The sequence below is a fragment of the Bacteroidales bacterium genome (assembly GCA_016707785.1).
Lineage (GTDB): Bacteria > Bacteroidota > Bacteroidia > Bacteroidales > UBA4417 > UBA4417.
This window is the reverse complement of the sequence record JADJGZ010000004.1, coordinates 107,467-122,980: the sequence shown is the minus strand read 5'-3', so window position 1 is coordinate 122,980 and position 15,514 is coordinate 107,467. Positions and strand designations below refer to the sequence as shown.

Annotated in this window: 14 protein-coding genes; 5 read left to right on the top strand and 9 right to left on the bottom strand. The window is 40.6% G+C overall.

The genetic code is table 11. From position 1 onward, the window contains the following. Positions 1 to 87: 87 nt before the first annotated feature. The 5 genes from ade to IPH84_03885 form a co-directional block, all read right to left on the bottom strand. A complete protein-coding gene (gene ade / locus IPH84_03905) occupies positions 88 to 1,722 on the bottom strand; it encodes an adenine deaminase (protein MBK7172380.1) in 1,635 nt (544 codons plus the stop codon). Between the two features lie 93 nt (positions 1,723 to 1,815). Then, complete coding sequence (locus tag IPH84_03900; GenBank protein ID MBK7172379.1) at positions 1,816 to 2,784, bottom strand: mevalonate kinase; 969 nt, start codon at positions 2,782 to 2,784, stop codon at positions 1,816 to 1,818. Positions 2,785 to 2,824: 40 nt separating this feature from the next. Further along, positions 2,825 to 3,901 carry a diphosphomevalonate decarboxylase gene (gene mvaD / locus IPH84_03895; protein ID MBK7172378.1) on the bottom strand — a complete coding sequence of 359 codons (1,077 nt, stop codon included), beginning with the start codon at positions 3,899 to 3,901 and terminating at the stop codon, positions 2,825 to 2,827. Beyond that, the gene (locus tag IPH84_03890; protein ID MBK7172377.1) at positions 3,902 to 4,837 is read right to left on the bottom strand and encodes a GHMP kinase; all 936 of its coding nucleotides are present in this window, start codon (positions 4,835 to 4,837) and stop codon (positions 3,902 to 3,904) included. Between the two features lie 10 nt (positions 4,838 to 4,847). After that, complete coding sequence (locus IPH84_03885) at positions 4,848 to 6,161, bottom strand: hydroxymethylglutaryl-CoA reductase (GenBank protein ID MBK7172376.1); 1,314 nt, start codon at positions 6,159 to 6,161, stop codon at positions 4,848 to 4,850. Positions 6,162 to 6,362: 201 nt separating this feature from the next. Between IPH84_03885 and IPH84_03880 the strand changes: the two genes are divergently transcribed. The 3 genes from IPH84_03880 to IPH84_03870 are packed head-to-tail and all read left to right on the top strand — an operon-like array spanning position 6,363 to position 9,206. Then, positions 6,363 to 7,574: an amidohydrolase family protein gene (locus IPH84_03880; protein MBK7172375.1), complete on the top strand. Its 1,212-nt coding sequence runs from the start codon at positions 6,363 to 6,365 to the stop codon at positions 7,572 to 7,574. Next, entirely contained in the window at positions 7,558 to 7,764 is a 207-nt protein-coding gene (locus tag IPH84_03875; GenBank protein MBK7172374.1) for a hypothetical protein, read from the top strand. Before IPH84_03880 ends, IPH84_03875 begins: the two co-directional genes overlap by 17 nt. Further along, the gene (locus IPH84_03870) at positions 7,761 to 9,206 is read left to right on the top strand and encodes a bifunctional metallophosphatase/5'-nucleotidase (protein MBK7172373.1); all 1,446 of its coding nucleotides are present in this window, start codon (positions 7,761 to 7,763) and stop codon (positions 9,204 to 9,206) included. The genes IPH84_03875 and IPH84_03870 overlap by 4 nt, the downstream gene beginning before the upstream one ends. Before the next feature lie 62 nt (positions 9,207 to 9,268). On the opposite strand, the gene IPH84_03865 is transcribed toward IPH84_03870, so the two are convergent. From IPH84_03865 to IPH84_03850, 4 genes are all read right to left on the bottom strand, one after another. Next, positions 9,269 to 9,571 (bottom strand): hypothetical protein, encoded by a 303-nt coding sequence (locus IPH84_03865; protein ID MBK7172372.1) that lies wholly within the window; start codon positions 9,569 to 9,571, stop codon positions 9,269 to 9,271. 108 nt (positions 9,572 to 9,679) lie between these two features. Continuing rightward, positions 9,680 to 11,020 (bottom strand): BamA/TamA family outer membrane protein, encoded by a 1,341-nt coding sequence (locus tag IPH84_03860; protein ID MBK7172371.1) that lies wholly within the window; start codon positions 11,018 to 11,020, stop codon positions 9,680 to 9,682. A gap of 10 nt (positions 11,021 to 11,030) precedes the next feature. Further along, positions 11,031 to 12,380: a 1-acyl-sn-glycerol-3-phosphate acyltransferase gene (locus IPH84_03855; protein MBK7172370.1), complete on the bottom strand. Its 1,350-nt coding sequence runs from the start codon at positions 12,378 to 12,380 to the stop codon at positions 11,031 to 11,033. A gap of 143 nt (positions 12,381 to 12,523) precedes the next feature. Continuing rightward, on the bottom strand, positions 12,524 to 12,787 hold the full coding sequence (locus tag IPH84_03850) for a DUF2007 domain-containing protein (GenBank protein MBK7172369.1): 264 nt from the start codon (positions 12,785 to 12,787) through the stop codon (positions 12,524 to 12,526). Between the two features lie 96 nt (positions 12,788 to 12,883). Here IPH84_03850 and IPH84_03845 point away from each other — a divergent pair, with 96 nt between their 5' ends. Then, positions 12,884 to 14,572, top strand: a complete 1,689-nt coding sequence (locus IPH84_03845; GenBank protein ID MBK7172368.1) for a glycosyltransferase family 39 protein — start codon at positions 12,884 to 12,886, stop codon at positions 14,570 to 14,572. Positions 14,573 to 14,759: 187 nt separating this feature from the next. Further along, positions 14,760 to 15,512: a hypothetical protein gene (locus tag IPH84_03840; protein MBK7172367.1), complete on the top strand. Its 753-nt coding sequence runs from the start codon at positions 14,760 to 14,762 to the stop codon at positions 15,510 to 15,512. Positions 15,513 to 15,514: the final 2 nt, after the last annotated feature.

Sequence of the window (15,514 nt, the reverse complement as noted above, 5' to 3'; positions counted from 1 at the left end):
GTTATAAAATTAAAATTTTGATGGACCCTAATTGAAAAACCCAGTGTTGCCATTGGTGCAGATTTTTAGATGGACTGGTACGGTAACTCATCGCTCAAACAGATCTGTAAAACTGAAGGTATTTCCGTCAAACAAACCCTTGTCACTTAGTTTGAGTTCAGGGATTACCAATAAAGCCATGAACGACAAGGTCATGAAAGGCGCCCTCAATTTGCTTCCCTTCTGGTGAACCAGGTCGTTAATTATCTCATACTTTTTAGCCACACTGTTTCCATCATCATCCGTCATTATGCCTGCAATTGGAAGAGGCAGGATCATTTCATGATTTTCATCTGCAAATGCTATCCCGCCTCCGGTTTTTGAAACCAGTTCAATGGCTTTCATCATATATTCGTCGCTCGTACCCACACAAATAAGGTTGTGACTGTCATGTGCCACTGTTGAGGCGATTGCTCCATGCTTCAGTCCTATCCCGTGAATGAATCCCATAGCTGGTGTAGATGGGCTGAAACGATTGATTACAGTGATTTTGAGGATGTCTTTTTCAATATCACTTTCAACGAAACCATTCTTCACAAAAGGTTCCACCAACATTTTCCCGGTTACCAGTTCTCCATCGTAAGCATGAATAACTTTTATCTTGCCATCCTTCGATGGAACCTTAAGCATCAGGGGAATTATCTCACCAATATTGAATCTGTTGGGTTGGGTGCTAATCACAGAAGGTATCGTAGTCACACCGTTTTCAGAATATTTTTCTCCCCGGATATAGGTAGCAAGGATATTAAATTCTTTAGGGGAATCCACGATAATAAAGTCTGCATCATCACCTGGTTGAAGGAGTCCGCTCTTCAGCCGGTAATGTTTTACAGGGTTCAGAGTACAGGCCCTGATTGCATCCATCAGGTTATACCCTTTTTCTACTGATCGCTTTAATAACAGGTTCATATGCCCTTTGATCAGATCATCAGGGTGTTTATCATCGCTGCAAAACATCACTTTATCAGGGTGTGTTTTGAGCAGAGGGATGAGGTTATCGAAGTTTCTTGCTGCACTGCCTTCCCGAATCAGGATATGCATTCCCAGGGCAATTTTTTGTTCAGCTTCCTCAATGTTTACGCATTCGTGGTCGGTTGTAATTCCTGATTTTGCATATATTTCAAGCATTTCGCCGGACAGTCCCGGTGCATGTCCATCAATGGGTTTTCCGAGGTCTCTTGCAGCTTTTAGTTTGGCCATGACTTCTTCATCTTTATAAACCACCCCGGGGAAGTTCATCATTTCTGAAAGATATAGAATCTCATTATCAGCCAGCAGCTCTTCAACTTCAGCAGAACCCAGGATGGCACCGGATGATTCAAATCCTGTGGCAGGAACACAGGAGGGGGCACCGAAATTGAACTTGAATGGGGTCTGCTTCCCATTTTCAACCATAAATTTTACCCCTTCCATTCCAAGGACATTGGCAATTTCATGCGGGTCGGAAACCGTGGCTGTGGTGCCATGAACAACAGCTAATCGGGCGAATTCAGAGGGAGAAAGCATGGAGCTCTCAATATGAATATGAGCATCAATGAGTCCGGGCAGGATATGGACCGTTTCAGAATTCTCAAATTTTTCAACAGATTCAATTTTACCGGAAGAGATATTTATCCTGCCGGGAAAAATTGTTCCTGATACTACATCAACGATTTGTCCGGTAATTGAGAAGATTTGCCCCATAGTACATTAATTTGCGGTTGTTACTGCAAATTTACCCAAATCCGAAGAGGAATGAAAGGATTTGTGAAGGTGTGAGGCCGGATTATTCTTTAGCTACTGCCCTGATTTGTAAACAGGAATCACTTCATGTTCGAGATTGTTGAAATATTTCCTGGAGGATGCATAATCTGTGGTAAATCCAAGCAGGAATCCACCACCTCCTGATCCGCAAAGCTTGAGCTGGAAGGTACCGGTATCAAGTCCCCATTTCCAGGGTGCTATAAAACCAGAAGGAATCATATTGCCGAAATGCTGCAATTGAAACTCAGATACCTTGATTAGTGCATCGAAAAAAGATTTCATCCTCCCATTCAGAATATCTGAAATGCACTGGTTGACCCAGGGAATGTAATCGGTTCTGAATAAAGTTTCATATTCTTTGAAACGCATCTGCTCAAGAAAGTGGTTGACCAAAGGACCCGTTTTCCCAATTTTACCGGTATCCACAAGAAAAATAACCCCTTCATTTTCAAATTTGCTCCGGGGAATTCCGGTAATGGATATATTTTCCCGGGAATTGATTAGTAAAGGGTGCTGGATATAACAATTCAGCGGATCAATGCCACTACTTTGCCCATGAAATAAGGATTCTAAAATAGAGAAAATGGTTCGCAGACGACTTATATTTTCAGAGCTAATATTTTCATCTGTCTCAATCTTGTCAAGACAATACCTGTCATAGACTGCAGCTACCAATGCTCCTGAACTGCCAATTCCATAACCTTGGGGAATATTTGATTCAAAATACAATCCACTCTCAAGGTCATGCCTAAGACGCTTGAGGTCCATCCTGCAAGGCATTAACCCCTCAACTTCAAATGCCTGCATATATTCCAGGAATTCAAACATCTGCTTGTTCGACTGAACTGCAAAGTCATAATCTGTATACTTATCGTCGTTGATAAAACTCAACTGACCAGTGAAATGAGAGTAAGGGATAGTCAGGCCCTTTGAATTGAATAAAATACTGTACTCACCGAATAATAAAACCTTTCCGTAAAATATATCAGTTTTTCTCTTCATTGTATTTGATTTACTTAGGGTTATCCCTTTTGTGCTTTTTTCATGAACCAAAAGGTCCTGTTCCAATTGCGTCATCAATCCAGTTGTTTTGTTTATCATTTTGTAATAAATCTTCAACAATCAAACGATGGACTTGTTCACGATCTTTTTCAAAAAATATTAAATGAATATTCGGTCCGGCATCGAGGGTGAAACAGATATTAAGTTTGCTTATGCTTCTGAACTCCTGGATACGATTGATAATTCGGACACTTTCAGGGTTCATGAGAATAAAACCGGGAGAGGAGGTCATCATTAATGCATGAAGTGTGAGAGCCTCTTGCTCAGTTACGCTTATAAAGGTATCAATATCACCAACCTCCATTGCTTTTAGCAATTTCCCTATGTTATTCTGAGCCTGTATTATCCGGGCCTTTGCGAAAGGGTGGTTCTCCATTCGGCTATGGCCGGCAGAACTGGATACTTTCTTTTCGCCACTGCCAACTATCAGAATAGCATCTCTTAAAGTGTTGAAATCCGGGTGAATATTGTTCACCGGAATGGCAAACCTGTCGTCAGAACCAGTAAGATAAGGGGTATTTCCCCAAAGTGTGAATCCACCATAAATTGAACGGCAGGCACTACCTGAGCCTAAACGCGAAACATGCGAAGCTACGGCTTGAAAATCGGGAATAGCTGTTCCTGAGAGTTGCTCCTGTAAAGTACAGAGGCAAAGGGCAAGGGCACTAAAACCAGAGGCTGAAGAGGCTATTCCGGCGGAATGAGGGAATGTATTCCTGGTATCTATTTTGAATGAAACTTCCGGAATAAATGGGAATATATCTGAGATGGAATCCAGGAAGCCGCTGATTCTCTCTTCAAAACCGGGGTTTAATACCTGGTCCACATATACCTTCACACTCCTTTCACTTTTATTCTCAAGGGGAAATACTGTCAGGGTAGTTTCAGTAAAAGCCTTGCTTAACGTCATGCTAAGAGAGGGGTTCACAGGTAACTGGAGGCCGGTTTTCCCCCAGTACTTCACCAATGCAATATTGGAAGGGGATTGCCAGTGTGCACTTAAAGGGCCACTCAACGGTTTATATTTACCTGATCCTTTATATTCGAAAGGCTGCATTTAAAGATTTTGATTTTTACGCACAATATCATCAAACCGGAACAGAGTCTCCATTCCTCTCTTTTTCAATTCGTATCTAAGGTCGTCAAAGGGCAGCTGGCTGCATACCATGGCAAAATCTCCTCCCCAGGCACCCAGGGATTTGGCTGCACCCGGAAATCCGGAAAAGAGGGTTTTATTAAGGATCGGTTTGTTTAGTATCCCACCCATTAAGGTTTCATGCTCATGAACCAGTTGAGTAAAATCATTAAAGGAATGACAGGTTGCCATAGCTAAAGTTAAGGCATTCATGGTGTTAATGGTTTCGCCTGGCAATTCGGCCACACGTTTCCGGTAGTCATGGATCCCTTGGTTGGAGTCTTGTTTGATGCCAAGGTACACAAAATATATGGAATGAGAGAAAGGAGGATGAAATTCAATGTTTTGAATGATGGGTTTACCTCCGTTGAGTTGATAGAGAATTGGGCCCGGAGCCATTGCACAGGCAATATCATAACCTGATCCTGTGGAGGTTGCAAAGTGTAGTGCAAAAGGATCGATTTCAGCCCAGGATGCCAGGTTGGCGAGGAGTGTGGAACTGCTTCCCAATCCCCACTTCCTGTTGAAATTCAGATGTGTTTTAATGCTGAAACCCTTCTCATCAGTTAAGAAATGCGGATTTAAAAGCCTTGCTGCCTGCAGAAGTTTAATCAGTTGTTCCGATGCAGCTGCATCAGTTGTTTCCAGAAGGGTAAACAAGGGGAGTGATAGCCTCGTCATGAACCAGGTTCCGGATGGTTCCAGGGCTTCCCAATACAATTCTCTGTCACTGTTTGTTTCAACGATCAGGTCCTGTCCTAAATTCAATGGTACTGCCAGTGAAAGGGCTCCTTCCAAAACCAGGTATTCCCCGGAGATTAAAAGTTTCGCATTTGAATAATATGATTCTGAATTCAAAATGGGTAAATTATCTGATACTTTCAAGAAACTTGTTCACTGTGCTATAGGTCACTTTTTCATGTTTGAAATATTCTACAGCCTGCTTTTTTTCAAGTTCTGTTGCATTACAAACATTCAGGATATTCAACAGGTGCATTTTCATATGGCCTTTCTGAATTCCTTTGGTCACCAGTGATTTAACTGCAGCATAATTGTTGGCCAATCCGGCTGCTGAGGCAATCTGCATCAGTTCAACCGCCCCTGGATTTCCCAGTAACTCAAGGGAATATTTAGCCAGGGGGTGCAGGTTCGTCAGCCCTCCAACAGTGCCTAAAGCGATAGGGAGATCAATGGAGAACCGGAAAGTCCCATTGGTAATACTAACTTCACTCAAACTTTTATAATGTCCGTCGCGGGATGCCCAGGTATGTCCGCAAGCTTCCATAGCCCTGAAATCATTACCTGTAGCCAAAGCAACAGCATCAATTCCATTGAATATTCCTTTGTTGTGAGTGGTAGCCCTGAAGATATCTACCCTTGCAATATTCACTGCCAGGGCAAATCTCTCCACAAATTCTTCATCGGTATAGGAATCATCAAAACCCTGATGTTTGCTTAAATCACATTCAACCCATGTTTTAACCCTGCATTCAGGAGTGAAGTTGGAAAGTATCGACATGATAATCTCCAAATTAGATACATCAAAACGGTCGTCATCGGTGACAAATTCCTTCAGGATATCAGCGAATTCTTCCAGGCAACTGTTAATGAAATTTGCACCCATAGAATCACGGGTGTCAAAGGTTCCTTTAATCTGGTAGTAATTAGGGATCTTATCTGTCATATCCACCAGTTCAATATCCAGAATCCCACCCCCTCGTTGTTTCATATTGCCTGTAAAACTTGCAGTGCGTTCAAGCAAAATGGCTTTTAATTCAGGGAATGCAAGCTTAAGGGGGCTTATATCAGATTTCCAGAGGAAGTGAACCTGGCCTATTTTCTCTGTAGAAACTACTTCAGAATGGAATCCACCGCGCTCAGCCCAGAATTTGGCAGCCCCTGCAGCGGCAGCAACAACAGAACTTTCTTCAATTACAAGGGGTACAATGTACAACTTGCCATTGATCATAAAGTTGGGTGCTACTCCATACGGGAAATAATAGTTTGAAAGTGTATTTTCACTGAATTCATCATATAATTTCTGCACGGCAGGCTCCTGATGCCATAAGGATCGTAAAGTGTCAGCAAATTTCTGTGAGTGTTTAACATGGCTGGAAACCAGGTCTATCTTCTGGTCTTTGGTCAACCTGGAGAACCCTGTTACTAATCTTGGATCTTTCATTAAAAAGCTTTAATCTGCAAAAATAGGGATAACTTATTAATAAGGGTTTAAATGATGATTTAATAAGGAATAATCCCAAAGCGTAATAGGATTGCGATCAGATAAACTGACTGAAAGTTACTACTCCCGGTATCCCTGAAGGATTTTGTTCGTTCCTGAGAAATGGATTATCGCTACATTTGTGATTAATCAATCAGAATCATGAGGTTCCTTTCTGCTGATATCATTTTCCCAATTCATGATTCCCCAATTCGGGATGGGATACTGGTATTAGATGATTATGGGAAAATTCAGGACTTGCTTAGCCCGGAAAATATTGATTTAGAAGTGATTCCTGTAGAGAGATTCAAAGGGTTCCTTTGTCCCGGTTTCGTTAATGCTCATTGCCATCTGGAGCTTTCCTGGGCAAAAGAAATGATTGAACCTCATGGTGGGTTGGATGGATTTGTGCAGCAGCTCGAAATATTAAGAAAAGATGTGAGCCGTGATCAGGCTTTGCTGATGATTGAAACCACCGGAAAAAGTATGCTTGAATCCGGCATTGTCGCAGTAGGGGATATCTCCAATTCAGATATCACAGCAGATTTCAAGGAGAAATCTGCCACACTCTTTCATACCTTTTCTGAAGTCTTTGCATCCGACCCGGTTAGAGCTGATCTTGCTTTTGAAAAGATAAAGGTTCTTAATCAGGTTTTTCGCGGCCTGAAACGGAATTCCCGATCATCTGTCACTCCTCATGCTACCTACTCCGTGTCTTCCGACCTTTTTCAGCTAATCATGAAAGAGGGAAATCCATCAGGCATTTTCTCGATTCATCACCAGGAGAGTGAACAGGAAAATCTGTTTTTTAAGTCCGGGGAAGGTCCAATTGCAGATCGACGACAATTGTTTAACCCGGGTATCCGAAAGTTCGAAGCTACCGGAAAACGTCCCCTGGAAAGTATTGCCGGTGATCTGGATGCTCAGGCTTCTATTTTACTGGTGCATAATACCTTCAGTGAGGAACAGGATATAGATTTCGCACTGAAAAATTTTGTGAATGCAGCCTGGTGCCTCTGTCCCAATGCAAACCTTTATATCGAGAATCGATTGCCACTAGTTGATTTGTTCAGACGAATGGGGTGCAATATTTTACTCGGGACAGACAGTCTTGCCTCCAATGATTCTTTGCAGATGCTGGATGAGATGAAAACCCTGCAGGAATTTTTTCCTGATATCCCTTTTTGTGAAGTGCTCTCCTGGGCAACAATGAATGGTGCTAAGTTCTTTGGTTTTGACAGCCTGGGAAGTTTTGAAAAAGGAAAACACCCCGGGGTTGTGCTGATCGAAAATGTTGATATTATTGAGGGTACATTACTTAAGGATTCCAGTTCAAAATTATTGGTTATGCATGGTTATGAAAGTCTTCATTAATAAAAAGGAATTGGAAATATTTATGGGTGCGCGCGTGCAGGACGCCTTACTTGCCTATTCTCAAAGGTCATTCAATCTGGTAAAACAGGGTAAAATGGCTATCTTTGACCGGTTTGGAAACCTTACAGACCTTGATGGCTCCCTGGCAAATGGACAGCGTTTAACATTGAAAAGAATCAAAATCCTATGAAAATTCAAAACTTTCTTGTTTGGATATTACTTGCAGGAATTGCAATAATCCCAGCTGGCACTTTTGGACAAGCTGCTTCGAAAGAAACTGAAATCATCATTCTGCATACCAATGATATGCATGCAAAGATCGATAATATGGGTAAGCTTGCCTACCTGGCTGACAGTCTGAGAAAGATACATCCTTTTGTATTCCTTTTTGCTGCCGGGGATAATTTCACTGGTAACCCGGTAGTTGATATGGTAGAAGATAAAGGTTTTCCAATGATCGACCTGATGAACCAATGCGGATTCAATCTCTCTGCTCTGGGCAATCATGAATTTGACCTGGGGCAGGATAAGCTGAATGCAAGAATTAAGCAGGCCGCTTTCCCTTTTATTAGCTGTAATATCGATGCTTCCAACGCTGTTTTCAAACAGCCTGAACCCTTCTATATACTTGAAGCCGGGGGAATCAGGATACCAGTATTGGGCGTTATTCAATTAGGTGAAAATGGTCTACCTGATTCGCATCCTTCAAAGCTGGAAGGCCTGAGATTTACAGATGGACTGCAGCAAGCACTAAAATACAAATACCTTAAACAAGAGTATGGAATGTTGATTGGTTTGACTCATTTAGGTGTTGAAACCGATGAACCCCTGGCAAAAGAGATGCCCGAATTTGATGTGATTATTGGCGGTCATTCTCATACTACAATGACTAAGGCCATGATGGTGAATGATGTTATGATTGTTCAAGCCGGATCGGGATTGAGAAATGTAGGCAAACTTACGTTAGGGATTGTTGATGGAAAGATCAATCGTCGCGATTATGAGTTGATTCCTCTGCAGTCGGTTACGAATTCAAAACCTGAAGTCCAGGCATTGATTGATCAATACAATGATAATAAAGAGCTCAATGTGATTATCGGTTTTGCAGAGAAACCTATTGCAGGTGAAGATGAATTAGGAAGCCTGATGACTGATGCCATTACTTCTCAGCTTAAGTTGGATATTGCTTTTCAGAATACAGGAGGAATTCGGATTTCTTCAATCCCCGAAGGAGAAATCAGGTTAAAGGATGTTTACAAACTGGATCCATTTGGCAACCTGATTGTTATCTACAAGATGAATGTTGATGAGATGACATCACTGATTTGTAATGCGTATAACAGGGAGAAGAGTATTGATCTTGAAGTTTCCGGAATCACCTATGAAGTTATCCTGGATGAAAAGGGAAGTTGTGTAGGTGTGGAGATGAAAGATATGAACGGAAAAATCCTGGATCCGGTGAAAGATTATAGTGTTGGTTTAAATAGTTATATTTCAGCAAGCTACAAATTTGACCACAGAGATCCGGGAAATAGCACGTTTACAACTGGTGCTCAGACCCTGATTGATTTTATTAAAGAAAAAAAGACTTTAAATTATTCAGGTGTAAAAAGGGTTGGTCTGAAAAAATAAGAATCAGGTGAGCTTATGATATTTGCCAACCTTCAATTCAATTGTACTTTACTGGTGAAAGGTTACAGGAACAAATAGCTAATAACTATTACTGCAATGAAAGCAGAAAGAATGTAGATCGCCCTGGTTCTCCGTTTTTGCCTGTACTTCATGAAGTTTTCCCTGCTCACATAGAAATAACCCGGAGAGGCTTCTATAAAAACATTATTAGCCAAAAGACGATTAAAAAGGAATCCATTATCTAAACCCAGCGATTGGAGCGTTTTTGCACCCCGGGGATCAGTTGCACCGGCATTTTCGAAACGATTAACATATCTGCGGATTCTTGCAGCAATTATCATGGGGGTAATAACAGGATTTACCATTGGCAAAGGGATTAGGTAGATAAATTCAGACTATCTAATTTACTCTTAATCTGTGTATTCTACAAAGGTAATACCGTTAACTGCCTTTAGGAAAGTTATTGTTGTTGTCTAGAACAGATTACCAATGTTTATGTATAAACCTTTTGCGCCATCTTTTTGATTCAATGCAAAGCCATAATCAACTGCAAGGATAAAGTTTTCATTTAAAGCTATCCTTAAACCAGCTCCAACACTGGGGTGCAGTTTATCTTTTTCGTAAGAGAAATCAAAATAGGTATCCTGGTCTGCCTGGGTGATATTGGCTCTGTTCAGATTAATTTCCTGAACCACCATTCCGAAGTCGGAAAATCCATTTAAGGCCATATACAGGTTTTGTTTGCCTACATGAGTCTTCAGGAATTTCCACCTAACTTCGAGGTTTCCATAAGCAATACCATCTCCTACTACCCGGTCGCGCATGATACCTCTCAGTGTTTTCGCTCCTCCCAGGCCATCGGTTTTGGTAATGGAAGAGTAGGAGCTAAGCATATAGGGTTGCATAAAGAAGGGTGCATCTCCTCCAATTGTTCCCTGGTAACCTAAACGATAAACAAACGAAAGCCTGTCTTTGATCAATGTGAAATATTGTCGGTGGATAAGTACCAGCTTTGCATAATTGAATTCAGGGTTAAACATGAAGCCCGGGGCATAGGTTATGAGGGCTTCTGACCACATACCTTTCATCGCATTTGCTTCATTATCGCGGGTGTCATAAACTATACCGGCTTTTAGGAAATTGGCATTGCCGCCATCTTTTTCTTCCTGGCTGATAATGCCCCAATCAACATATTTGTCATACAGGGTTGTTGTATCTTTCAGGATATCCTCATCTTTTTTTCCTTTATTGATGGAATTGAAATCCACTCTTCCCATTTTCATATTCATGATCCCGATTCCTCCTAACCACCTCAGGTGATCTCCATATAACCTGCCTTGCAAATCAAGGGTGAACCTGAACATCTTACGTTGATTCCGATAGAATACCCTGGAAATATAGTCATCGGCATCTTTGTCGGTGAGATCTATATCAAAAATGCTTTGATATCCATTAAACCCATAGAAATCCAGGGATTTTTCAGTGAGGTAACTTAAATCGGCGGTCAGCCTTAAGTGATGTGGCAATAGATTTTTGGCATCATAGAAGAGCTGGTTTGTTCCTGAGCCTTTCGTATACCTTGATACTTCAACTTTTACCATCTGTTTGTAGGAAGGATATATTTTCCCGTCACCATAATCATAAACACTTACCAGGCCTCCATACTGGAACCCCATATCTGCATCGAAAGAAATGGTGGGTAGAAGGCCAAAACTATATCCTTTTTTAACTTGCTCAGTTTTTTGTTCCTGGCCATTGGCAATAACGGCCATAGCTAACAAAACTGATAAAAGCATAAAATGAGAGGTTCTCATAGGTTTGATTTTAGTAATTCAACAGTTTATAGATTTGAAGTAGAAGGGAGGATCTTTTTTCCTGAATATCTTCTAAAAAGTACTTTTCAAACAACTTCATCCATAACAGGCGGAATTTGCCGCCCAGCTTAAGAAAATGGATATAGTAATAAAAGGTGAAAATTCCTGAAAGTGGCAGACTCAATGCAAAGGCAATTTTAAGGAGAACACCCTTTGTAAGTAAGCTGAAAATGGTCAGCAAAATCAGGTGAAAGAGAGGGAAAATCACCAACCCGGTTCCAAAGTGAATGGAACTGTGAAAAACAGGGTCCTTGACTTTCCTGCTGAATAATAACGGGAGTTTATATGGTATGTAGTTAATAATCAGCCCATAAAAATATATTGGAGAAAGCAGGAGGGATATAAACAAATCAAGTGCAAAGGAAAGAAATGGCATTTTTTTCTTACGTAACAGCCAATCTCTAAGTCCATATTGATATAACAGCTTGTTATAGATTTGTAATCCATTTCTTAAAGATTCAAAAGCCAAAGGGTATTCCTTTTCTGCCTGACCGAGGCGGGAAATAACTTCTTTCTCTTGCAATAAGCGATTGTGATGGTTATTTCGGATTTTAAGTTTCCTGAGAATGGCAGGCACAAATATTTTACAGGCATTCATATAGGTGTCATAATCCTCTTCACTTGAAATATTGATCATCAGCGGTTCCATCTCTTCTGAGAGTTTATCCCTCAGGAGAGAAAGAGCTTTCTGTGGATTTTCATGGTGCTGTGGAATAAAATCGGCTACACGAATTGGTTTTCCGTATTTCACAAGCAGTCTTGCTCCCGGATCAGAATAATTACTATAATCTATACCTGAAGGAACTATATGAAGATCAAGGTTGTATCCGGCCTGTTCTTCCGCCATGAAAGCAATGCGACATATTCCTTTTTTCAGCGATCTCAGCCTCTTGTACCCTGCATGATTGCCTTCCGGAAATAATGCAATGGGAGTGCCTGCCCTAAGTATTTCGGCTGCTTTTTTAAAAGTTGCATCATTCTGCCCCATCGAACTTATTCCATCCCTGATGCGGTAAACAGGCAGGATTCTCATAAAAAACAGGATCCTTGCAATATATTTCTTTTTGAACAGGTCAGCCCGGGCAAGGAATACTACTTTTCCCCGCGCTGCAAATAAAATAGATAAAGCATCCATAAGGGCATTCTGATGGTTCCCGGCAAAGATTATTGGTTTGCCAGCCGGAATATTATTCCTCCCTGTTACAGAAAAGCGCCTGAAATACACATTAAAATAAAGATATACCGACCAGAAAAGGAGGGAATAAAAAAAGGAGGATTTGCCAACATTGGGTAATTTCATAACGAATGACCTGTTAAGGTATTGGTTAGCAGGTAATTATTGAGTTAGAGCAGACTTGGCAGTCAAATAGGATTGCAAGATATAAAAGAAACTCAATATAAAACCAATGTTAAATCAATTTGATGGGCTCTATCAAGGGATACTTATTCTTCAGGAAGAGTTTCAGGTGCTTTTTGCATATTCTGTGTGAATTCTTCAACAATTTTCAGGGCTGGTTCATAATCACGGAAAGCAACAAATACTTTCACACTGGATGAATTTACAGGAAATGAATTCCAGGGTATACTGGATACATCCTTTAGAAAAGCAGGTATCTCATTGTCTTCAAGAATACTCAGTAATAATCCTGACTCCCAGGCTGTACCCTCATATACCTGGTATGGGGCGGAACTTTCTTCAGTATCCATTTTGTAAAGGATTTATTCGGTTTAAATTTAAGTATATAAAGATAGTAGAAATCAGGCAATGAAATGAATTGTATATTTTTGTATAAAATTGCTGATTTGGAACGTCGGAACTATTTTTCATGGATGATGATTATTGCTGCTGCCTCGGCGGTGTTTTTCATTCCCTTTATCGGAAATATGCATCTTTTTGATTGGGATGAGATCAATTTCGCTGAATGTGCGCGTGAAATGATTGTGACTGGTGATTTTCTGAATGTACAGATAGATTTCAAGCCATTCTGGGAAAAACCACCATTATTCATATGGCTCCAGGTTTTATCGATGAAAGCCTTTGGAATCAATGAATTCGCAGCCCGCTTCCCCAATGCAGTTTGTGGGATAGTCACCCTGCTGCTGATTTTTAAAATCGGTGACAGGCTTCATTCAAAATCAATGGGACTATGGTGGTTACTCGTATATGCTGCTTCTATCCTTCCTCAGCTTTACTTCCGTTCAGGAATTATTGACCCCTGGTTCAACCTTTTCATTTTTCTTTCTGTCTGGTATTTTTCACTGTACTCCACATCTCCTGAAGTTAGAAACTCTAAAATACGCAACGCGCTGCTTTCAGGTTTTTTCATCGGGTTAGCAGTGATGACCAAGGGGCCGACTGCCTTCCTGATTCTTGGTTTGGTGATAGCTGTTTATTTTATACCTGTAATCTGGAATTATTTCAGGAAGAGGGAAGTGCCATCATCATTGTTTTTCAGTTGGAAACACCTCCCGATTTTTCTTTTCACTGCCCTTTTCACAGGGGGATTCTGGTTTATTCTGCAAATATTGAACGGCCATGGAGATATGGTAGTTAAGTTCATTATGTACCAGGTACGACTCTTTACCATCCCTGATGCCGGCCACGGAGGGCATTGGAGTTACCACTTCTGGGTACTCCTGGCCGGGGTATTTCCTGCTTCTGTCATAGCCTTGAAGTCATTCAGACTGAATAAACCAGATAATCCCGCGCTCGTTAACTTTCACAAATTGATGCTGATCCTTTTCTGGGTAGTGCTAATTTTATTCAGCATTGTGAAAACCAAAATTGTTCACTACAGCTCCCTTTGTTATTTCCCACTCACATTCCTTGCAGCTAAAACGATCGTGGATTTACTCGAAGGAAAGAAAAAATGGAATACCTGGCTGAATGTTCTCGTTTTAAGCCTTTCATTCCTAATTGCATCGGTTGTAATTGCTATTCCTTTAGCTATGCAGTTTAAGGCAGAAATTATTGCCTCAGGTATCATAAAGGACTCTTTTGCAGTTGCCAACCTGGGAGCTGACGTCCACTGGTCTGGTTTTGAGAGCCTTATAGGACTGATAATTCTTTCTGGAGCTGTATTCTTTGTCCTTTTCCGGAAAAGGAATTTTAAGTATGCAATGATTGGTCTGCTTTCATCCACTTTGCTTTTCACATGGCTGACCATTCTGGTCTTCCCTTATAAAATTGAAAAATATACACAAGGTGCTGCTATTGAATTTTTTAAAGAAAAAGCAGGAGAGGATTGCTATATATTAAATACCGGGTATTTCAGTTATGCACCCTTGTTTTATGGGAACAAGAATCCAGAAGATAAAAAGCGTCCTATGTGGTTATTGACTGAGAATATTGATAAACCATTCTACCTGGTATTGAAAGAACCCCATTACGAAGAGTGGAAACACATCATTCCTGCAATGGAAGTGTTGTACAAGAAAAATGGTTTCGTATTCTTATCGAGAAAAGACGCTCCCAAAGTCGTTTCCCCGTAAATTCGTTATTGAATGATTTTCATGTGTTTATGTAAAATCAAAAAGTTTTTGCTGGATTTTCGGATTTTCTTTAATTTGCATCAATATTTTTCAAATATGAAATGTGCTTATTCTTGTAAAATAGCATCATATAATTGAAGTGCTAAAGGCAGCTTAAATCAAACAATTAATCATTAATTATTGAGGTATGAAGATCTATCTATTTTCTGTTTCACTGTTGTTTTGTTTGTTTCTCTTTGAATCTTGTGATAGTAAAGGAGGAAAACGCCTTGTGGGTCTTGAACCTGAGCAGCTCGGTTCCGGTAATACCAAGGATGGTGAACAAAAAATCTATTCTGAGGATGGGAAACTCCAGTCGATTGTGGAGGTTAAAAATGGTAAAGCGAATGGGAGAGTGAGGAAATACTATGCGGATGGAAAGTTAAGGATGGATGCCATTTATAAAGATGGGAAGAAGAATGGCAAATGTCTCTATTTCTATGGGAATGGAATTGCTTTCTCCCAATCTAATTATGTTGAGGGATATAAAGAAGGGATCGAAAAAAGGTTTTATGAAGATGGCAAAGTGATGGCACATGTACTCTATAAAAAGAATGAGGTGCAGCCAGGATTGAAAGAGTACAGGAAGAATGGGACACCGATAGAATATAATATTTCAATACTTATTTCCGAAGTTAACCATCTCACCATAGATGGGACCTATAAGCTTGTCGCAAGTTTGAATGATGATAAATATACTCCTAACTTTTTCGTAACTATCTTTGGAGAACCAGGTTCCCGGCAACAACTGGAAGTGTCAGGGAAAAAGGGGATTTATCATGTCCCTGTTGTCAGAGGCTCTTTCTTCATGAAGAAACTCATGTTCGAGGTGCGATTTAAAACTGCACTGGGCAATGAGTTTATCACGAAGAAACAACATAACCTGGCGATAGATGGCTAGAA